At 57.4% G+C, this 21,192-nt stretch carries 17 protein-coding genes and 2 tRNA genes; 11 read left to right on the plus strand and 8 right to left on the minus strand.

What is annotated here, in order from left to right:
* Positions 1–12: 12 nt before the first annotated feature.
* On the minus strand, positions 13–951 hold the full coding sequence (locus tag Z946_RS0115495; RefSeq protein ID WP_025056637.1) for a PDR/VanB family oxidoreductase: 939 nt from the start codon (positions 949–951) through the stop codon (positions 13–15).
* Positions 952–1,047: 96 nt separating this feature from the next.
* Between Z946_RS0115495 and Z946_RS0115500 the strand changes: the two genes are divergently transcribed.
* From Z946_RS0115500 to Z946_RS21895, 6 genes are all read left to right on the plus strand, one after another.
* Positions 1,048–1,533 (plus strand): MarR family winged helix-turn-helix transcriptional regulator, encoded by a 486-nt coding sequence (locus Z946_RS0115500; protein WP_025056638.1) that lies wholly within the window; start codon positions 1,048–1,050, stop codon positions 1,531–1,533.
* A gap of 71 nt (positions 1,534–1,604) precedes the next feature.
* Entirely contained in the window at positions 1,605–2,996 is a 1,392-nt protein-coding gene (gene selA, locus Z946_RS0115505) for an L-seryl-tRNA(Sec) selenium transferase (RefSeq protein ID WP_025056639.1), read from the plus strand.
* Positions 2,993–4,900: a selenocysteine-specific translation elongation factor gene (selB, locus tag Z946_RS0115510; RefSeq protein WP_025056640.1), complete on the plus strand. Its 1,908-nt coding sequence runs from the start codon at positions 2,993–2,995 to the stop codon at positions 4,898–4,900. The genes selA and selB overlap by 4 nt, the downstream gene beginning before the upstream one ends.
* A gap of 16 nt (positions 4,901–4,916) precedes the next feature.
* A tRNA-Sec gene (locus Z946_RS0115515) sits at positions 4,917–5,011 on the plus strand.
* Positions 5,012–5,075: 64 nt separating this feature from the next.
* Entirely contained in the window at positions 5,076–6,665 is a 1,590-nt protein-coding gene (locus Z946_RS0115520; protein WP_025056641.1) for a TlpA family protein disulfide reductase, read from the plus strand.
* A 24-nt stretch (positions 6,666–6,689) separates the two neighbouring features.
* Positions 6,690–7,211, plus strand: coding sequence for a UGSC family (seleno)protein (locus Z946_RS21895; RefSeq protein WP_260168401.1), 522 nt, complete (start codon positions 6,690–6,692; stop codon positions 7,209–7,211).
* 39 nt (positions 7,212–7,250) lie between these two features.
* Here Z946_RS21895 and Z946_RS0115535 read toward each other — a convergent pair whose 3' ends face one another.
* Positions 7,251–8,678 (minus strand): DUF6880 family protein, encoded by a 1,428-nt coding sequence (locus Z946_RS0115535; RefSeq protein WP_025056644.1) that lies wholly within the window; start codon positions 8,676–8,678, stop codon positions 7,251–7,253.
* A 106-nt stretch (positions 8,679–8,784) separates the two neighbouring features.
* On the opposite strand from Z946_RS0115535, the gene Z946_RS0115540 reads away from it, so the two are divergent.
* From Z946_RS0115540 to Z946_RS0115560, 5 genes are all read left to right on the plus strand, one after another.
* Positions 8,785–8,858, plus strand: a tRNA-Gly gene (locus Z946_RS0115540).
* Positions 8,859–8,942: 84 nt separating this feature from the next.
* A complete protein-coding gene (locus Z946_RS0115545; RefSeq protein ID WP_025056645.1) occupies positions 8,943–10,745 on the plus strand; it encodes an ABC transporter transmembrane domain-containing protein in 1,803 nt (600 codons plus the stop codon).
* 67 nt (positions 10,746–10,812) lie between these two features.
* Complete coding sequence (gene lysM, locus Z946_RS0115550; RefSeq protein WP_025056646.1) at positions 10,813–11,244, plus strand: peptidoglycan-binding protein LysM; 432 nt, start codon at positions 10,813–10,815, stop codon at positions 11,242–11,244.
* 189 nt (positions 11,245–11,433) lie between these two features.
* On the plus strand, positions 11,434–13,302 hold the full coding sequence (locus Z946_RS0115555) for an acyl-CoA synthetase (RefSeq protein WP_025056647.1): 1,869 nt from the start codon (positions 11,434–11,436) through the stop codon (positions 13,300–13,302).
* Positions 13,299–14,240: an alpha/beta hydrolase gene (locus Z946_RS0115560; protein ID WP_025056648.1), complete on the plus strand. Its 942-nt coding sequence runs from the start codon at positions 13,299–13,301 to the stop codon at positions 14,238–14,240. Before Z946_RS0115555 ends, Z946_RS0115560 begins: the two co-directional genes overlap by 4 nt.
* Here Z946_RS0115560 and Z946_RS0115565 read toward each other — a convergent pair.
* The 6 genes from Z946_RS0115565 to Z946_RS0115590 form a co-directional block, all read right to left on the minus strand.
* Positions 14,237–15,073: an alkaline phosphatase family protein gene (locus Z946_RS0115565; RefSeq protein ID WP_025056649.1), complete on the minus strand. Its 837-nt coding sequence runs from the start codon at positions 15,071–15,073 to the stop codon at positions 14,237–14,239. The genes Z946_RS0115560 and Z946_RS0115565 overlap by 4 nt on opposite strands.
* Before the next feature lie 66 nt (positions 15,074–15,139).
* Positions 15,140–16,075, minus strand: coding sequence for an NAD(P)H-binding protein (locus Z946_RS0115570; RefSeq protein WP_081780843.1), 936 nt, complete (start codon positions 16,073–16,075; stop codon positions 15,140–15,142).
* Positions 16,072–17,709 carry an ABC transporter ATP-binding protein gene (locus tag Z946_RS0115575; RefSeq protein WP_025056651.1) on the minus strand — a complete coding sequence of 546 codons (1,638 nt, stop codon included), beginning with the start codon at positions 17,707–17,709 and terminating at the stop codon, positions 16,072–16,074. Before Z946_RS0115575 ends, Z946_RS0115570 begins: the two co-directional genes overlap by 4 nt.
* Positions 17,706–18,521, minus strand: a complete 816-nt coding sequence (locus tag Z946_RS0115580) for an ABC transporter permease (protein ID WP_025056652.1) — start codon at positions 18,519–18,521, stop codon at positions 17,706–17,708. Before Z946_RS0115580 ends, Z946_RS0115575 begins: the two co-directional genes overlap by 4 nt.
* Positions 18,518–19,474: an ABC transporter permease gene (locus tag Z946_RS0115585; protein WP_025056653.1), complete on the minus strand. Its 957-nt coding sequence runs from the start codon at positions 19,472–19,474 to the stop codon at positions 18,518–18,520. The genes Z946_RS0115580 and Z946_RS0115585 overlap by 4 nt, the downstream gene beginning before the upstream one ends.
* Positions 19,475–19,487: 13 nt before the next feature.
* Positions 19,488–21,092: an ABC transporter substrate-binding protein gene (locus tag Z946_RS0115590; RefSeq protein ID WP_025056654.1), complete on the minus strand. Its 1,605-nt coding sequence runs from the start codon at positions 21,090–21,092 to the stop codon at positions 19,488–19,490.
* Positions 21,093–21,192: the final 100 nt, after the last annotated feature.

The following is a 21,192-nucleotide window of genomic DNA, read 5'->3' on the forward strand; positions in this document are numbered from 1 at the left end:
CAGGCTCCTTTCCTAAAGATCCAGAACGAGACGGGCGGACTTGGCGCGGCTCACACAAATCTGCATGACGTCACCGCTGGCTTTTTCGGCGTCCGACAGTACCACGTCGCGATGATCCGGCGTACCGCTGACCACATCCGTCTGGCAAATCCCGCAATCACCGCGCTGGCAATCGTACATCAGATCAAGGCCGTTTTCCTCAAGCACGTCAATGATGCTCTTGCCAGGCGGGATGACATAGACCTCACCGGTCGAGGCGACTTCGACCTCGAATGCTGTGTCGCCGTCCTCGGCCTGTGGCGTGCTAAATAGCTCCAGATGGACTTGCGCATCGGGCAGGCTTGCGGCGCTCGCTGCATTGCGCGCGGCGTCGATCATGCCCTTGGGTCCGCATATATAAAGGTGGGTATCGAGGGTGAGCGTCGCCATCAGCGCGGTGAGATCGAGAGGTGTCTCATCGTCGGGGTGGCAGGTGAGTTGATCGCTGAAATCTTGCGAGAGCGGTTCCAGAAATCCCATCACATCGCGCGACCGGCCCGCGTAGTGTAGCGCGAATGGGCGACCAGTGCGTTGCAGCGTTGTTGCCATGGAAATCAGCGGGGTGATCCCGATGCCGCCACCGAGCAACACGGCAGGACCGGTGTGGTCTTCTACTCCAAAATCGTTCTTGGGCGGCGTTGCTGCGATCTTTGTTCCGACGGTCAGTGCGTGCATGGCACGCGATCCACCGGTACCGCCGTCCTCACGCTGAACCGCAATACGGTAGGCCGCGCCAGCAGCGTCCTGCGCCCAATCAATCAGGGAATAAGATCGTGTTCCTTTGTCACCCAGATCAAAAGTCAGATGCGCTCCTGCTTCATAATCGGGGAGGGGAGAGCCATCCGCTGTTGACAGATCGAAGACACGGATGCGGTCCGTCTCGTTGTGCAGTCCGGTGATGATCAGGTCCATGGTCACGGCAGCGCTCCCTCGAATTTAATATGAAATTTCATATACCCTGCGTCAACAGTTTTGTTGACCGCCTGGATCGGCTGACCTATCGCAGCGATGGAGCAGTCGGAGAGAACAGGTTTGAACGACAACCGGACAAACACGCAGGACGGCTTTGTTTCGTCTTATTTGCTTTACCTTCTGGCGGCGGTCAGTGATCGCGCCTCTGCGCAGTTTCACACCCATGCGCGGGCGTATGGACTTCGTGTGCCGGAATGGCGCGTGCTTGCCTGCCTAATGGATGAGGATGGTGCGATGGTGACACGGCTGGCGCATCTGTCGCTGTTGGAACAATCACGACTGACCAAGATTGTGGACCAGATGGTCGCACGCGGGTTGGTGAGCCGTCGTGCCGATGCCAAAGACAAGCGGCGCGTGCGGGTTTTTCTAAGTGACGAAGGCCGCAAGCTGGCCACAGGTCTGATCGACGATGCCCGCGCGCACGAAGAGAATCTGCTCGGGCGACTATCCCAGTCAGAGGCGGCGGCGCTGAAACCGGTGCTGCAAAAGCTGCTGAGGTCGCTTGACCAGACTGACGGATGAGCGTGTAAGTGGCACCTGACTTTGGCGTTTCTGCCCGTTAGGTTGCCAACATTCCAGTACTTCGAGGTCCCATGCCGCCACGCTTGCAAGACTTGCCGCAGATCCAAACCCTGCTGGATCAACCCGCAATTGCGGTACTTACAGAACGCTACAGTCATGAAGAGACCGCTGTCGCATTGCGTTTGATTGTGGGTGCCCTGCGCGATGCGTTGCGGGGAGGTCGCGAGGTTGTGTGGCCCGATTTCGAGAGCATGGCTTTTGCAGCAGAGGTGACGGCAAAGATTGAGGCAGGTCGTGCGCCCTCCCTGCGCCCCGTCATCAATGCTACGGGTATCTTGATCCACACCAATCTGGGCCGCGCCCGTATGGCACCGCAAGCTGTAGCAGCGATGCAATCCGTCGCCGAAGCTGCCGGTAATCTGGAATTCGATTTGAGCACAGGCAAGCGCGGCTCGCGTCACTCTCATACCGAACGCCTCATCTGCGAGCTTACAGGGGCAGAGGCCGCAGTGGTCGTTAACAATTGTGCCGCCGCCGTGCTTCTCAGCCTGATGGCCACTGCTGGCGGGCGCAGTGTTGTTGCATCACGCGGAGAGTTGATCGAGATCGGTGGCTCCTTCCGGTTGCCGGACGTGATTGCACAAAGTGGTGCGACCCTGCGCGAAGTGGGAACAACAAACAAAACAAGATTGTCTGATTACGCGGATGCAATTGAACCGGATACGGCCGTCCTTTTGAAAAGCCATACCAGCAACTTCAGAATTGTGGGCTTTACCGCAGCGCCCGCACGGCGCGATCTTGCCAAGCTTGCCGCGGAGCGAAATGTTATCCTGATCGAAGATCTCGGCTCGGGTGTGTTGGTTGATCTATCGCCTTTCGGGCTGCGGGATGAACCTGTGGTGGCGGATATACTCAAGGATGGTGTTGATCTGGTGATGTTCTCTGGCGACAAGCTGTTGGGTGGGCCGCAGGCCGGTATCATTGCGGGGCGGCGTGATGTGGTGGCCCAACTCAAGGCGCATCCGCTGATGCGGGCGCTGCGCAGTGACAAGCTGACCTTGGCCGCACTTGAAGCGACCTTGCGGCTGTACCGTGCGCCCCACAACCCGATGAAAGAAGTGCCTGTTCTTGCCATGCTGTCAGAGCCTTTGGCGTCGGTTCAGGATCGCGCGGACAAACTGGCGCGAGAATTGAGCACTATTGCAAACCTTGATCCAGAGACCGAACAGACTGCGGCCTATGTCGGCGGTGGTTCCTTGCCTCAGCAGGATTTAGACAGCTTTGCCGTCAGTGTTGCTCTTGACGGCATGTCTCCCGACGATCTGATGACCGCCTTGCGAAGCGCGGCGACACCTGTGATTGGCCGGATCGAGCGGAACCGTGTGCTGTTGGATATGCGGACCGTGCAGGATTGCGAGACAGCTCTTATCGTTGCCGCATTCACTCAGATTTCCGCCGCATGACGACCCGCTGCGTTGTTGTCATCGGACATGTCGATCATGGCAAGACCGCGCTCGTGCGCGCTCTGACTGGTACCGAGACTGACCGTTTGGCCGAGGAGAAGGAACGCGGGCTGTCGATTACACCCGGTTTCGCATACTGCAAATATGACAGGGGCATCATTGATCTGGTCGATGCGCCGGGTCACGCGGATTTTGTTCAGGCGATGGTTGCAGGGGCCAGCGGTGCAAGCGCGGCTTTGCTGGTGGTGTCTGCCACGGATGGTATCGGCGTGCAGACGCAAGAACATTTGGCGATTGCCGCCGCACTTGGGATCGACTGCGGCGTGGTGGCAGTCACAAAATCTGATGCTTTGCCCGCGGGTGCGGAGATCAAGGTTCTGCCCGATCTGAAACAGGCGCTGCGCGGCAGTGCGTTAGAAGACGCGCCCATGATCCTGTGCTCTGCGCTCCGCGGTGATGGCATCGCAAAAATTCATGACGCCCTCGAAGCGCTTTTGTCGCTCTCGCCTGCAAAGAACGGCCCATTGCACAGTTTCCTGCCGATTGATCGCGCTTTTTCGGTGGAGGGGCGCGGGACAGTTGTCACCGGTACGCTTTCGGGTGGTGGATTGCGAACGAGCGACACACTGACTGTGCTTCCCGCAGGCCGATCAGTCACGCTTCGGGGGCTGCAATCGCGGGCGCAGGATCGTAAAGCCGTTCGGCCAGGTGAAAGGGTGGCGGCCAACCTGCGCGGCGTGAGTGTGAGCGAAGTATCTCGTGGTTCGGTGCTTTGCGCTGAGGGGCAGTTTGTTCCGTCCACCTGCCTGGACGTGCATCTGGCGCTGATACCCGGAACCAAAATTGAGCTGCGTCATATGCAGGACGTGCGCTTGCTGATCGGAACCCAAAGTGTCACTGCGCAACTTCGCCTTTTCGGTCGGCGAATGTTGGCATCTGGTGAGGCGGGTACGGCACAACTGCGGCTGTCAAAGCCGATAGTCGGGTTTGCAGGACAACGCGCTGTGCTTCGACGTTTGTCGCCTGCTCAAACGCTTGCCGGGGTCGATGTGCTCGACCCGAATGCAGTGCCAGCGGGCGGCGGGGACAAAGCCCGGTCGTGTATCCTTGAGGCAGCGTTAGAAGGCCCAGTCACCAGCATCGCGGCAGCACTGGCCGCCGCCAATCGTGGTGCTGTCTCTATCGAAGACGTGGCGCGTTTGGCGCGTATGCACATTGCGGATGTTCGTGCGGCTTTGGCTGCGAGTTACGTCGCATTGGATGCCGAAACCTTGGCTGCCCGCATAGATGCGGAGGCGTGCCGCACGGCCATCCTCAAAAACCTGTCGTCCTATCACGCCCGACACCCTTTGCGTTCGGTCGCGCCGCTCGCTGACATTTCGCCGACTGATTTCGCGCCTGCGCTTTTGAACATGGCGTATACCACACTGAAAGAGAGCGGCGAAATTCGCCAGAGGGCCAACAAGGTCGGCCTGCGGAGGCATGATCCGACCGCTTTTGCATCAGCCGAACAGCTTGCGCGTATGGATGATTTCGAAATGATCTTCCGGCAAGGCGGGCTTGCCTCTCCGGCTTTCGAGAGCCTGAGCAAGACGGATGAAGATGCCGAAATTCTGACCCTTCTGCTGGATAGGGGGCAGTTGCTCTCGCTGGAAAATATCGGACTTAAACAAACCGTCATACTCCACTGCGATACGGTCTTGCGGTCGGCCAAAACGCTGGATGGGGCATTTCCGAACCAAGGTCGGTTTACAACAGGGGCAGCGCGGGATGCGTTAGGCACAAGCCGACGTGTGATCGTGCCGTTGCTTGAATACTTCGACAGCATTGGTGTGACGCAACGGGACGGCGACCTGCGGTGTGTTTCGCGTGTGAACAAGGGTTTACCCCAAGATACTGATTGATAGGGTCGCGGGATGTGGAGGTGACTGGAGTCTGGTGGCTTCCCTGGTCTTCAAAACCACGGACGCGTCCTTGGGGCGTGTGGTGGGTTCGATTCCCATCCACCTCCGCCACAGCTTATGACTGGACATCAGCCTGCGATCCCGCAGTATGACAGTCCACGCGGGGGAGGGAACGATGAGCAATGGAACACAGGCGTTCGCGCTGAAGGATTTGGCGGGGAAACGCCACGAATTTTCAAAAGATCGCCCTGCGCTGGTCTGTTTCGTGAAAGAAGATTGTGACACCTGCAACACTGCCGCACCTGTGCTTGAGGCGATGCACAAGGCTTATGGTGGTGCGTTTGAGATCATGCTGGTCGCGCAATCGGGCGCGCAGAATGCGGCCTTCGCTGCGCGACACAACCTGACAATGCCGGTGCTGGACGACAGCGATTGCAAGGCGGCATTCGACTGGGACATCGAGAGCGTACCGTCGGTGCATTGGTTGGATGGTGATGGGGACGTGAAGACCGCGTTTGAAGGGTTCATTCGCGCGGACTGGGAAAAACTGGTCGCCGATCTGAGCGTAGCACTTGATCTGCCTGCTGCGCAGGTCTACTGGGAAAGCTTGCCTGCATGGCGGCCCGGCTGCGGCTCCAAACATCTTGATCCGACGATCTATGACAGGTTGCGCGCGCAAGCCGATGGCAGCCCTATTCAAGCCCGCAAAATCGAGGTGGCAAGTGATGACGACGTGGCAGAGTTCATGTTCGATCAAGGGTTTTCTGACGGTTTGCCGCTTGTGCCACCCACACCTGAGCGGGTGATGCGTATGCTGTCTGGCACCCGCCGCGATGCACAGGATGTGGTGGCAGTCGTGCCTCCTAATATGGGCGTGGCCACCGTTGAAAAGATCGCGATCAACGCGGTTATGGCCGGGTGCAAGCCCGAATACCTTCCCGTTGTCATTGCGGCGGTTGAGGCGGTTTGCACCGATGAGTTCAATGTCCACGGTGTCACCGCGACCACCATGGGCGCGGCACCTGTTATGATCGTGAATGGGCCTATACGTGACAAGATTGGCATGAATAAGGGGTTGGGTGCTTTGGGCGCGGGGAACCGAGCGAACGCCACGATCGGGCGGGCCCTGCGGCTGGTGGTGCGAAATGTTGGCGGGGCGTCCACTGGTGGTGTGGAACGGTCGACCCACGGCAACCCCATGAAATTCACCATGTGCTTTGCGGAGCACGAGGAGCGTTCCCCATGGCCTGCGCTGCACGTAGAGCGAGGGTTTGATCCGGAGGATTCCGTGGTCACGGTCTTTGCGATGACCGGCGGCCCCGTACATATCGTCGATCAAACCTCGCGCAAACCTGAACAGATCGCGGGCTCTTTGGGGCTGGGGCTTGAAGGGGTTTTCCTGCCCAAGCTGCGCAATCTGCCAGTGGATGCCGTACTGGTGGTGTGCCCTGAACATATCGACACGCTGATGCGTGACGGCGACTATTCCAAAGACCGCCTGCGCGACCGTATTCAAGAAGTCACAACGCGTCCGCTTAGCGATATTATCGTAGACGAGAATTCAGGTGCCGGAATATCGCAGGACGCAGCATACAAGCTGGGGCCTGAAAAGATGGCAGGCTCGGTGCCGAAGTTCGCCAGCAAAGAACACATCCACATTGTCGTTGCCGGATCAGATGCGGGCAAATTTTCTTCTGCCTTCCACGGCTGGGCGTCAGGGCAGGTCGGCTCGCAATCTGTTTCCAAAAAGATCGACATGGACTAGGCTTACCTAACAAGGAGGGGTTATATGACAACAATTCTTGATCCCACAGACGAACGCACGCCGGTAGAGCGTCAGATCACCAAACGGTCTGGCGCGTTGGCGGGTGTGATTGGTCTGTTGGACATCAGTAAACCACGCGGCAACGTGATGCTGGACGAGCTGGAGCGACTTTTGTCCGCCAAGGCACCGGACATCACCGTGCGTCGCTACACCAAGCCTACGTATACCAAGCCGTGCCCGGATACGCTGCGCCAGCAGATGCGCGATGAATGTGATTTCGTGGTTGAGGGGTTGGCGGACTGAGGGTCCTGTACGACGTGCAGTATGCACGACACAGTCTGGTTTGAAATCCAGGGACTTCCCGCAGTTGCCGTTGCCTCAAGCGAATTCGCTCAGGCCGCAGAAGCACAACGCAAGGCGTTGGGCATGACATCGGCGCGTTACGTATTGGTGCCGCATCCCATTCAGGATGCCACTGATGATGAAATGCGCGAGAAAGCCGCACAAGCGTTGGCACAGATTACCGACGCTTTGATCGAGGACTGAGATCTTTTCAGGGGGCGGCAAGCTGCCCCTTGAACCTTGTCAGGGTAGACGGGCCCAGAAGGACGCCTTGTGTTTGTGGCGCTGCCTTAGACCTTCCATGAACGCATCGTGATCTTGAAACCTGCCGTAGTCGGTGATCTCCATATCAGCGGCGGTGCAATCCATCACGTGATCTGCAGTATGGCCGTAACGGGTTGATTTGCCGTCCCAAAGTGCGTGTTCGATCATGGACCGCCACAGCAACACGGCGGCCAGTGGATGCCGCTCGCGCAACCGCTCGGCGGCTGGGGCGAGAACCTGATACAGATCGCCATCCATCTCTGACGCACGTGCCTCAATCAGCTCGGCCGCCCCGATAAGGTCGGACCAATCGAGAAAGAACATCAGTGCAGCGATCGCGTTATCGTAGGTTTGGGCAAGGGCCTTGGCGCGGTCTTCGATCTCTATGTCTTCGAAATCCGGGAGGCGCTTGAGGTGGTCCCGCAGCATTCCGGTATGCAGTGTCGCAGCAAAGACCGCCCAACGATGTTCTTGGGCCGCGTCAATCTGATCCAGCGCCGACAAGCAGTCGATATAGGCCTGATCCCACTCTATCTGACCTGAGGCGGGATCATCGGGGTTGGCGTCCTCTAGCATCGACAAAGCCTCATCCGTATTGCCCTCCGCCATCAGCAAGCGCGCTACCTCCGCCGCAATGATCGGCCGTTTTAGTTCGCTTCGGGTATACTGTGCGATATAGCCTTTGCTATCACCCTGCGCCTCCGCAATATCTTGCAGGACCAACCGTCGCAGGCGTGCCTTGCTGCCTTCGCGCTGGGGGCCACCGGTGCCGCGCAGCTCCCTTAGGAAGCGGAGAGCCGCATGATCCGGGGCATCCTGCTCGGGGGCACTTTGGTCGGCCTCTATCAGCGTTTTAAGGGTATCGAGACCGCTATCCCCCAAAGTCGGGGCCAGCAGCGGAACAATTCCGTCGAACTGGCCATATCCGTTGTCTTGCACCGCTTCCCATATTCGGGCGGCAAGCTGTTTTGGCTCTTGCTCCGCACGCGGGCCGATCTGTTCGAATGCCATCTTGGCTTCGCGGAAAACATCCCCCACTTCACCCCTGCTGTCGTCGACGCGTTCATAGACGGAGGGTGCAAGTTCTATGAACGACCACAGCAGATCAAACGCCTCGGCGGGCGCGTCGGGTGCTATTTTCTGGGTAATCATGTCGGCCTGCGTGCCCAGATCGCGAATCAGGGATTTCCGCTTGCGCCAGCCGACAAAGCTCTTGGATTTGCGAATTGCAGCCAAGCGTTTGCGCACATCATGCGCCAGTTCTTGGGGTCCAAGATTATGGCTCAGCTCAAGCCTGAGACGCCGCTTGATCTCCGCGCTGCCCGTGCTGACTTCCATCAATAGGTCTGCCAACCGGTCGGCCCCGAGATTCTTCAGATTTGCGGCATTGAGGGTCTTCTTTGACATAAGGCTTTTGTCGCATCGCAGATCAGGGAAGAAAAGGGTGGCCATTTGATACCGCGCATCTCGCTCTTGACCACCCATGGGTGCTGTCATATTGGAAGGGTGCGCAGCGGGCGTTGTGTAATGGTAAGACCTCAGCCTTCCAAGCTGATGACGCGGGTTCGATTCCCGCCGCCCGCTCCAAACTTCCCCCACCTTGCGACATCCTCAACGCTTGACCCTGCCGCTTAGTCGCGCCATCACGCCTTGACGAAAAAAGGATGACACATGGCTGCGGCACCGCCCCCTGTATTGAGTGAGAACAAGGAACGCGAAAAATCGCGTAATTTCGGATCCTTGCGGGCGTTAATGCCTTTTCTGTTGCCCTATCGCGTGCTTATGGCGGCAGCTGGCTTTGCTTTGGTAAGCACAGCGATGGTGTCTCTGGCGCTGCCATTGGCGGTGCGTCGGGTCGTCGACAATTTCAATTCCGCCGAAGTTGAGCTGCTTGACCAGTATTTTATTGCCGCTCTTGCGATTGCAGGTCTGCTGGCGCTGGGCACAGCCTTGCGTTTTGCGCTTGTGACCCGCTTGGGTGAGCGCGTTGTGGCGGATATTCGCAAAGCGGTGTTTGACCGTGTGATCGGTATGAGCCCGGCGTTTTACGAGCGTATCCTGACCGGAGAAGTCCTGAGCCGGATCACAACCGACACAACGCTCATTCAATCGGTAATCGGATCCTCTGTCTCAATTGCTTTGCGTAACCTGTTGATTTTTATCGGTGGCCTCGCACTGATGTTGCTGACCTCGGCCAAGCTGGCGGGCATGGTCCTTTTGATTGTTCCTGCGGTTGTCATCCCGATTCTGACGCTGGGACGGCGTATGCGTACGCTCAGCCGCGAGACACAGGACTGGATCGCAGCGTCTTCGGGCAATGCCTCCGAGAGCCTCTCGGCTGTTCAGACTGTGCAGGCATTCACCCACGAAACGGCCAGCCGTGCTTCGTTCGGAAAGATTACCGAAGCTTCCTTTGATGCGGCCAAGCGGCGCATCAAGGTGCGGGCGTTTATGACTGTTATCGTTATTTTTCTGGCCTTCTCCGGTGTCGTCGGGGTGCTATGGATCGGCGCACGGGATGTCCGTGCGGGTGACATGACGGCAGGCGCGTTGGTGCAGTTCGTGATCTACGCCGTGATGGTCGCGGGCGCGGTCGCCGCCTTGTCCGAAATCTGGGGCGAATTGCAACGCGCGGCAGGTGCCACAGAGCGGTTGGTGGAGTTGCTGCAAACAGACGATAGCGTGACGGACCCTGAGGATGGCAAAACACTAACCCAGCCGGTGCGCGGTGAAATCTGCTTTGAGGATGTACAATTCACCTATCCTGCACGACCGGAAACGCTTGCCCTAGATCAGGTATCGCTGTCGATCAAACCGGGCGAGACGGTCGCATTCGTCGGCCCGTCGGGTGCGGGAAAGACGACGATTATTCAGCTTATCCTGCGATTTTATGACCCGCAGTCGGGCCGGATCACGCTGGATGGCGTTGATCTGAAGGATCTTTCGCGGTCAGATTATCGCAGGTCCATCGCACTTGTACCGCAGGATCCCGTTATCTTTGCGACCAGTGCCGCGGACAACATCCGCTTTGGCAGACCTGATGCGACGGATGCAGAAGTAGAGGCCGCCGCCCGCGCCGCTGCTGCGCATGACTTTATCTCAGCTTTGCCGCAGGGCTATGAAAGCTATCTGGGTGAGCGCGGCGTTATGCTGTCTGGCGGTCAAAAGCAGCGCATTGCCATTGCACGTGCCATTCTGCGCGATGCGCCTGTGTTGTTGCTGGACGAAGCGACCAGTGCGCTGGATGCCGAGAGCGAACGCGCGGTGCAGCAGGCGGTTGACCTGCTGAGCCAGAACCGCACGACCTTGATCGTGGCGCACCGGCTGGCAACGGTAAAGAAAGCCGACCGGATTGTTGTGCTCGAAGCGGGTAGGGTAGTAGCCACGGGCACACATGGCGAACTGGTCGCCAAGGGGGGGCTTTATGCCCGATTGGCCCGGCTACAATTCACCGATGGGATCGCGGCAGAGTAATTCCCCTTTTGTTTCTACATCTCTTAGAGGCATAGTTGCGCTGAACTTACCAAAGGGGAGATCCAAAATGGGTTTGTGGAGTTTTGTTAAAGGTGCGGGCAAGAAAGTATTCGGTGGCGACGACGACGCCGAGGTTTCAGGTGCGGCACTTCAGGACGAGCTGAAAGATCTGGGACTGGATGCAGAAGGTCTCGACATCACGGTTGAGGGCGATCAGGTCAAGGTCAGCGGCAAGGCCGCCAGCCAGGAAATGAAGGAAAAGGTTATTCTGGCCGTGGGCAACGTCGAAGGCGTCGCAGCGGTAGATGACCAGATAGAAGGCGGCGAAGGTGACGGCACCTTCCACACCGTCGAAAAGGGCGACACGCTTTGGGCGATTGCCGAGAAGACCATGGGTAACGGCGCGAAATATACAGAGATTTTCGAAGCCAACAAACCAATGTTGAGCCACCCGGACAAAATCTATCCCGGTCAGGTCTTGCGGATTCCTTCAGCATAAAAGTCTGACAGACCAAATCAGAACAGGGCGCGTGCAAGTCTTTGCATGCGCCTTTTTCATATTGTGGTGCGGAATGCTTTACGCCGCGTCCGATACGCCCTGTTTCCCTTGCGTATATCCGCATTTCGCAGCATCCTTTCGCAAAATCAAAAGAACGAAGGCCGAAACGGCCACTCGGGAGGGAACACTATGAAATACGCCGGTATCGAAGACCGTAATGCGATTGAAGCACAGATGCCTTGGGCCGACCGCGACGTCCCCAAAACGCTGTTTGGCCAGCTGACGGAAACAGCAACCAAATTTCCTAATCACAACGCGATCAGTTTCCAGCTTTTGTCCGGTCCAAAGGACAAGAAAGAAACGTTCACATGGCAGCAATTGCACGGCAAGATTTCACAGGCGGCAAACATGTTCCGCGATCTTGGGATTGGTCCAAAAGACGTAGTCGCCTATGTCCTGCCGAACTGTAACGAGACGGTTCTGACCTTGTTGGGCGGCGCTGTTGCCGGCATCGCGCAGCCTATCAACCCATTGCTCAGCCCCGAGCAGATCGGATCGATCCTGCGGGAGACAGGTGCCTCGGTGGTTGTAACGCTGCGGCCTTTCCCCAAAACCGATGTGGCGGAGAAAACGGCAGAAGCGGTCAAGCTCGCCCCCGGAGTCCACACTGTCCTTGAAGTCGATCTGCTGCGTTACCTCACGCCGCCTAAATCATGGATTGTGCCGCTGATCCGTCCCAAGAATACCATCGGAAACCAAGCGAAGTATCTCAACTTCAACGCCGAGATGGACAAGCGCAGCACGACCCTCGCTTTCGAAGATATTCAGGAAGACCGTGTCGGGTTCTATTTCCATACCGGCGGCACGACAGGCATGCCCAAAGTGGCGCAACACCTTTATTCCGGTGCGATCTATAACGGTTGGGTCGGTGCCACGACCTTGCTAAGCCCCGATGACGTCATGCTTTGCCCGCTGCCTCTGTTCCACGTCATGGCGTGTCAGGTCATGCTGATGGGCGCGGTTTGCTCGGGCGCGCATGTGGTCTTCCCGACACCGCAAGGCTATCGCGGGGAAGGTGTTTTTGACAACCTGTGGAAACTGGTTGAGCGCTACAAAGTGACATTCGTAGTGTCTGTTCCGACCGCACTGGCTGCGACCATGCAGGTGCCGGTCAATGCTGATATATCTTCCGTAAAAACAGCGTTCTCTGGCTCTGCGCCATTGCCGATGGAATTGTTCAAACGGTTCGAGAAGACGACCGGCATGACCATTGTCGAAGGATACGGGATGACCGAAGCCACCTGTCTGGTGTCGGGCAACCCTGTAGACGGGCTTAAGAAAGTCGGCTCTATCGGTATTCCGTTCCCTTACACGGACATCAAGATTGTCCACAACGGAAAGGAATGCGAGGTCGACAAGATCGGTGAGATCTGCGTTTCGAACCCCGGTGTATACGTGGGCAACACCTACACCGAAGCGGACAAGAACAAAGATCTCTACTACGAAGGGACCTATCTTCGTACCGGTGACCTTGGACGTGTCGATGAGGACGGATATCTCTGGATCACAGGCCGCTCAAAAGATCTTATCATCCGGGGCGGACACAACATTGATCCCGCAGAGATTGAAGAGGCGCTTTTGGGCCACCCAGCAGTCAGTTTTGCCGGTGCAATCGGCCAGCCTGATACCCATGCCGGTGAGCTGCCATGCGCCTTTGTAGAACTGGTCGAGGGTGCCTCTGTCACCGAAGAGGAACTGCTTGCCTATTGCGCCGAGCACGTTCAGGAACGCGCCGCACGTCCAAAACACATCAAGATCATGGAAGAGCTGCCCAAAACAGCGGTCGGCAAAATCTTCAAACCTGATCTACGCAAAGACGCGATTTCACGCATCTACAACGAAGCGCTGTCAAATGCCGGTGTTGCCGCACGGGTGGATCATGTGATTGACGACAAGAAGCTTGGTCTGGTCGCCAAGATCTCAATGAACGGTGCCAGCGAGGCGGACGTAAGTAAGGTGCTTGGCGACTTTAACAACAACTGGGAAGTCGCTGCTTGAGCACACCCGATTACGCGACACTGATCGACGATGAGACCTGGGCGTATATCGCCCGGCTTGATGCCAACTATCCGCCTGACGCGGTAGACATGTCCATCGCCGATCAGCGCGCGGCCTACGATGAAATGTGCGCTGTATTTCACGCGCCGCGTCCCGAAGGGGTCGTGGTGCGTGATGTGCCTTTTGGGGGCGTCCCGTGCCGGACCTACAGCAGCGGTCCGTCTGAGGTCACGGTAATCTACTACCACGGCGGCGGCTTTGTTGTGGGGGGATTGCAAAGCCATGACGATATCTGCGCCGAGCTATGTGCGCGCACCGGTCTCGAAGTCATCTCGGTCGATTATGCCCTCGCGCCTGAAACTGTTTTTCCGGGCTGTTTCAACGATGCGTGGACTGCTTTCAGCGCCATTACGCAGTCGCGTTCAGGGGGGATAGTTCTGTGTGGCGACAGCGCGGGGGGAAATCTTGCAGCGGCAGTCGCGCATCATGCGCGGGGCCGTGTGGATGGACGGATCGTTGGTCAGGTGCTGATCTATCCCGGATTGGGTGGAGACATGAGCAAAGGGTCCTATGTGACCCACGCCAACGCGCCACAGCTGACGATGGCCGACCTCGAATTCTACAAAACCGTGCGGACCGGTGGCGCGCCACCCCCGCAGGATGATCCGCGCTTTGCGCCTTTGGCGGATAGCGATTTTGAAAGTTTGCCGCCGACGGTCTTGATCACTGCCGAATGTGATCCGCTGGCCAGCGATGGCGAAAGCTACCGTGACGCGCTGCAGGCAGCAGGTGGCAAGGCAGTCTGGTTCAATGAGCAGGGCATGGTGCATGCCTGCCTCCGTGCCCGCAACATGAGCACTCGGGCCGCAGGTTTCTTTGACCGTGTGGTAGACGGTGTTGCGCAATTGGGGGCGCGAAACTGGCCCTATGATGACTAGCTAAGAAAGCTCTTCGCTTTCATGGTGCTGGCGGGGGCGGCAACCAAGCGGTGAAGGATTGTGGGTGCCAGCTGTAACTGATCGATCACGGTATCCTCTGCCGGACCTTCCGCATCGCCGAAATAGTAAAGCGCCGTTTCCTGTTGCAACTCTCCGCGGCCGCCATGGTGGCCACGCTCGTCCTGTCCGTGATCCGCCGTCACGATGACTTCATATCCGGCAGCCAGCCACTGCGGAATGAACGGGGCAAGCATCTCGTCCATAACAGCGCAGGCGTGGTCCATTTCCTGACTCTCGTGAAAGAAACGATGGCCCATACTGTCAAGTGTGCAGGTATGTAGCATCCCGTAGTTCAGCCCGTTCTTGAGGCAAAGGTTGGTCAGGGTGGCGAACAGGTCCACGTCAGAGGGCGTCATCTGGTTGACCATCCCGTAGCCGGTCATCGTGTGAAACCGGCCATGGTTGATCGTGGCGCTTTCGGGTTCGTCGTATTCGATATCGCGCACATAGTCGAAAGGCGCACGGTTAAAGAACTCCGACCAGAACGAATGGGCGACCGCGCCGGTGATACCACCCGCCTTACGGGTTTGCGCAAAGACATCTTCATGGGTCAGGCGGAAGACATTGCCATTGCCGGTGCAGCCATGTTCCTGCGGGCTGACGCCTGTGTGGATCGAAGCATAGCAGGAGGCCGAAATAGACGGCAGCACGGCGCGATGCTTCCAGACGCGGGCTGTCCCTGACTGAACCCACCCTTCCAGATTGCCGAACAAGCGCCGGAAGTTGCGGTATGGGACGCCGTCAAGGATGATCAGCAGTAGTTTCTTGTCCATGCAGTGCCTCTAGGTGTTGTTGGCTGCATTGAGCCACAGGGGCCGCGAGGGTGCAACGCTTAAGCCTCAGAATACCGCGTGGTCACCGCGCTCGATATGGGCTTCACCCGACGCTAGCTTCCGGTAAAAGTCGAAGAGCGTCTCGCTTCCGAATTCAGGCGTAGCGTCAGCATCATATTGCTGGGCTTTCTCGTCCCAAAGCAGCATGGACTCGGTCGCATAGTAATGGCCTATACGCGCGAGATCTGCTTTGGCCTGCAATGTGGGGATCACCTTTCCTGCAAGACTAAGGCCTTGTGCGATGCCGGCGATGATATGCGGGGATACGCTGCGGTACTTCGGTTCGATCTGGAGCACTTCAAAGAGGGCAGCCCCCATATCCAGCGGTGTCAGGGCAGGGCCGGGTCCACCTATTGGCAAAACAGCGTTTTGCCGCTTTGTATCGGTCAGGGTGCTGGTGATGAAGCTGCCCAGATCACCATCAGAAATCGGTTTGCAAGCGGTAAGGGTGCCCCCCCCGAACATCAGATAAGGCTTGGCCGCACGCAAGCGATCAAGCTGCCCTGACAGAGATTTGAAATATGCCGTAGGACGCACGATGGAGTAGGTAAGGCCAGAGCGTTTGAGCGTGTCTTCGAAGGCAAGCTTTGCGTACTGAAAGGCGAGGCGCGGCTTTTGGACACAGATGGCTGACAGCAACACGAAATGGCCCGTTCCAGCGCTTTTTGCTGCCTCCAACACCCTTAGATTGGCATCGTGGTCAACTTGCCAAGCATCAGCAGGTGCACCCGTGCGCGAAGCCAGACAGGATATCACCACGTCAGACTTGAGCGCCGATAGATCAGGCGCGTGAATATCGGCGGCTTGAAATGCCACACCGTCGATCTTCGGGTCTGTCCGACCCAGCGCGGTAACATTGTATCCGGCATCGCGAAGCGTCAGCGTTGTTGCGTGTCCGGCCGTGCCTGTGGCCCCGAATATCGCAACCCGCTGCGCGGTCAGTTGCCAGCGCTTTCCATTTTGCGATGCGCGAGCACATCTTCAAGCCAGCCCAGTTTCATCTCCGGCACAGAGCTCAGCAACAGATCAGTGTAGTCATCAAATGGCGGCGACAGCACCTGCGATTTCGGACCGTAGCGGACAACTTCGCCTTGGAACATCACGGCAATACTATCTGCGATCGCTTTCACTGTGGCCAGATCATGGGTGATGAACAGATAGGATACATCCTCCACCTTCTGTAGTTTCAACAACAGTTTCAGGATGCCATCCGCAACCAACGGGTCAAGCGCCGAGGTTACCTCGTCACAGATAATCAACTTGGGCTTGGCCGCCAAAGCCCGAGCAATACAGACACGCTGTTTCTGACCGCCCGAAAGCTCTGCTGGATAGCGGTCCTGAAAACCTTCACCTAACTCGATTTCGTCCAACAGTTCCTGAATGCGGGTCTGTTTGGCTTTGCCTTTAAGACCGAAGTAAAATTCCAGCGGACGTCCGATGATTGTCCCGACGGTCTGGCGCGGGTTCATTGCCGTGTCCGCCATCTGGTAGATCATCTGCAACTCGCGCAAATCATCTAGTGGCCGTGTTGCCAAATCCGGTGTCAGGCTGCGCCCGTCAAATGTGATGGAACCGTCGGATGGGGGCAGCAGACCGGTAATAACCCGCGCAAGCGTCGATTTCCCCGACCCGGATTCGCCAACGATGGCGAGGGTCTGACCAGGGTGTAGTTCGACGTTTACATCCTTGAGCACGTCAAAGTCTGTGCCGCGGTAGCGCGCGGTGATGTGTTCGACTTTAAGCAAAGGCGTGTCAGTCGGTTCTTTCTCCACATGCTTGATAGAGCGGACGGAGACGAGCGCCTGAGTGTACTCTTCCTGCGGGTTGTTGATGATCTGATCCGTGGTGCCATATTCAACCATTGATCCCTGTTGAAGCACCATGATGTGGTCGGAAACCTGTGCCACCACAGCAAGGTCGTGTGTGATGTAGAGGGCTGCAACACCGGTGTCACGGATCGCTTCCTTGATGGCCGCCAGCACATCGATCTGGGTTGTTACGTCTAGGGCGGTTGTCGGTTCATCAAACACCACAAGATCGGGTTCAGGACACAGCGCAAGCGCGGTCATGCAGCGTTGAAGCTGGCCACCCGAAACCTGATGTGGATACCGGTCACCGATGTTTTCAGGATCGGGCAGGCCAAGTTTTGCAAAAAGCTCGACAGCGCGGGCCTCGGCTTCTTTCTTCGAGAATTTGTTCTGAAAGATCGCAGCTTCGGTGACCTGTTCCATGATCTTTTTGGCTGGGTTGAAGGAGGCGGCGGCGGATTGGCTCACGTAGGTGACTTCGCCGCCACGCAGTTTGCGGACGTCGCGTATCCCGGATTTGAGGATGTCGCGGCCTGAGACGTGGACTTCGCCGCCGGTGATTTCCACGCCGCCGCGCCCGTAGGCCATGGCCGCCAGACCGATTGTGGATTTGCCTGCACCGGATTCACCGATAAGGCCGAGGACTTTGCCGCCTTCCAGATCAAAGTCGACGCCGTGCACGATCTCGATATCGCGGGGGCGTTCTCCGGGGGGATAGATGGTCGCTCCAATCTTGAGATTGCGGACCTTCAACAGGGGTTCGGTCATCCGCGACCTCCTTTCAATGAGGTCGTCCGGTTCAGAATCCAGTCGGCCACGAGGTTGATCGAGATACAAAGGATCGCGATGGCATAAGCAGGGTAAAGCGCAGCCTGAATGCCATAGTTGATGCCTTCCTTGTTCTCTTTCACGATACCACCCCAGTCAGCGAGCGGGGGTTGCACCCCAAGACCAAGGAACGAAAGCGTTGAGATAAAGAGCACGGCAAAGATGAAGCGCAGACCCATTTCGGCGACTAGCGGCGACAGGGCGTTTGGCAGCGTTTCGCGGAAAATGATCCAACCGATCTTTTCACCCCGCAGGCGCGCGGCCTCAACATAGTCCATCACGGTGATGTCCACGGCAACAGCGCGGGCAAGGCGGTAAACGCGGGTTGAATCCAGTAGACCCATCAAAAGGATCAGGATGAAGGTTGTCGTGGGCATCACCGACAACACGACTAACGCAAAAATCAGCGAGGGGATCGACATGATTAGGTCAACAAAACGCGATATGACCTGATCAACCCAGCCGCCGGACACAGCGGCAAAGAAGCCCAGTACGGAGCCAAGTGTAAAGCTGAGCAGGGTGGCCATGGTGGCAATGAAGATTGTCGTGCGTCCGCCATAGATCAAACGGGTCAGCAGATCGCGCCCGATGCTGTCAGTGCCGAGCAGAAACTCGCTTGAGGAAGGCTCCCATACATCGCCGACCACTTCGGCCATGCCGTAAGGCGCGATCAAAGGCGCAAAGAGGGCCATCAGGAAGAACAGACCGGTAAAGAACAGGCCGATAAGGGCAGCAAAAGGAATGTTTTTCATTTCGGATGCCTCAACCGCGGATTGGCCAGTATCGAAACGATATCAGCGATCAGGTTCAAACCGATGTAGACGGCTGCAAAAATCAGACCGCACGCCTGCACCACAGGCACATCGCGTTTGGCAACATGGTCCACAAGGTATTGCCCCATGCCCGGATAAGCAAAGACAACCTCAACCACCACCACACCGACGACGAGATAGGCGAGGTTGAGCATGACAACATTCACGATCGGTGCAATCGCGTTGGGAAAGGCGTGCTTGGCGATGATCCGCAGCATGCCCATGCCCTTTAATTCGGCGGTTTCGATATAGGCCGATTGCATCACGTTAAGGATTGCAGCGCGGGTCATCCGCATCATATGGGCCAGCACCACAAGGGTCAGGACCATGACGGGGATCGCAATCGCGTTCAGCTTTTGGCCCAGCGTCATGCTGTCGTTGATAATCGCGACAGAGGAGAACCAGCCGAGCTTGATCGAAATCCAGTAGATCAGGACGTAACCGATCATAAATTCGGGAATCGAGATGGTGGTGAGCGTCACTGCAGAAATAAGCTTGTCCGGGATGCGGTCCTTGTATCGCACGGCAAGAAGGCCAAGGAAGATCGCCAGAGGCACCGAGATGACGGCGGCCCAGAAGGCAAGGAAAAGGGTGTTGCCAAGTCGCGCGGAGATGCTTTCGCCGATGTCGCGGCCATTGGTGAGGGCGGTGCCGAGATCGCCTTGAAGAAAACCGCCCAACCAGCTGAAATATCGGGAGATGGCGGGTTCGTTCAAGCCGAGGCTTTCGCGTAGGTTCGCGAGGCTTTCAGGGGTCGCGGACTGGCCAAGGATTTGCTGGGCCACGTCGCCGGGCAGCATCATGGTGCCGCCAAATATAAGGATGGATGCTGCGAAGAGGAGCATCAGGCCCAGCGCAACGCGCTGGGCTATCAGTTTTAAGATGGGATGCATGTGCTAGGCGCTCTTACGCGTCCTTCACCCAGCATTTGACTGCGGCAAGGTTGCCCATCATGTCGCCACCCGGATCGCTGACCCAGCCGCCGAGGTTGTTGGACACACCGGATACAAAGTCGTTGAACATCGGCAGGATCAGCCCGCCTTCTTCGTTCAGCATACGGCCCATTTTGGAGTAGATTTCCTTACGCTTGGCATTGTCCAGCTCTGACTTGGCTGCGTTCAGCATCTCGTCAAACTCTGGACGCTTCCAGCGTGTGTCGTTCCAGTCGGCGGTGGACAGATACGCGGTCGCATACATCTGGTCCTGAACAGGACGGCCGGACCAGTAGGACGCACAGAACGGCTGTACGTTCCAAACCTCGGACCAGTAGCCGTCGTTTGGCTCACGCTTGATTTCGAGTGGAATACCAGCTGCTTGGGCGGACTGCTGGAACAGTGCTGCCGCATCGACCGCACCGGGGAAGGCACCGTCGGCAACGCGCAGAACAATCGGGCTGCCATCATGGCCGGACTTCGCGTAATGCTCTTTGGCCTTCTCGATGGAGTGCTCACGCTGCGGGATGGTTTCGTCAAACAGCGGGTAGGCCGCGTTGATGGGCATGTCGTTCCCGATGGAGCCATAGCCGCGCAGGATCTTGTCGACCATTTCTTCGCGGTTGATCGCATATTTCAGGGCCAGCATTACATCGTTGTTGTCAAACGGTGCTGTGTCCTTGTGCGCGATAAACACATAGTGGCCGCGGCCGGCGATGGATTGAACGCTCAGGTTTGGCGCACGGTCCAGAAGGGCCGCGACTTTGGGGTCAACGCGGTTGATTGCGTGAACTTGACCGGATTGCAGCGCGGCAGTACGCGCTGTTGCGTCGTTCAATACCAGCTGTTCTACTTCGTCAGCAAAGCCACGGTTTTCGCTGTCCCAATAGTCATCACGGCGCTTGAACGCGTGACGGACACCCGGCTCGTCGATCTCTAGCGTGTAAGCGCCTGTACCGATTGCGGCTGTTGGATCATCCATGCCGCCGTTCGGCTGCACGATCAGGTGATAGTCGGCCATCAGATAGGGCAGGTCAGCATTTGCTGTGTCCAGATCAACGATGAAGTTATCGCCATCCACTTTCATATCCGCGATCCCTTTCATGATGCCGAGGGCACCTGATTTGGAATCTTCGTTCGAGTGGCGCTGCATTGTCTTCATGACATCGTCTGGTGTCATGTCTTTGCCGTTCGAAAACGGGATACCTTTGCGGATTTTGAACACCCACTGCTTTGCATCAGCGGACGCTTCTACGCTTTCTGCCAGACGATAGCTGAGTTCACCGCTTGGATCGACTTCAACAAGGGTTTCACCCCATGCATAGAGGTTGTTGACCGGCACTTCGGACGCGGCCAGTGCGGGATCTTGGGTGTTTGTGCTTTCACCGCCGGAAGAGCCGATTTTCAGCATGCCGCCACGGACAGGCGTGCCGTGACCATCTGCGCGTGCGGAATCTGCCAGCATGGTGTTTGCGACGGCGGCTGTGACGCCAAGTGCGGCAGCGCGGCCGACAAATTCGCGGCGTGTCATCACGCCCTTGGCGACGTCAGCCGTCATGGATTTCAGTTGGTCGTTCATTGGTGGTCTCCCGTGTGGTGATCGCGCTTTTGAGCGCGTTTTATTGATTGATGAATCAAGGTTAAGCATTTCAGGCCTGCTCGCAAGCGCTAATCCGTCA

Source organism: Sulfitobacter noctilucicola (assembly GCF_000622385.1).
GTDB classification, from domain to species: Bacteria; Pseudomonadota; Alphaproteobacteria; order Rhodobacterales; family Rhodobacteraceae; genus Sulfitobacter; species Sulfitobacter noctilucicola.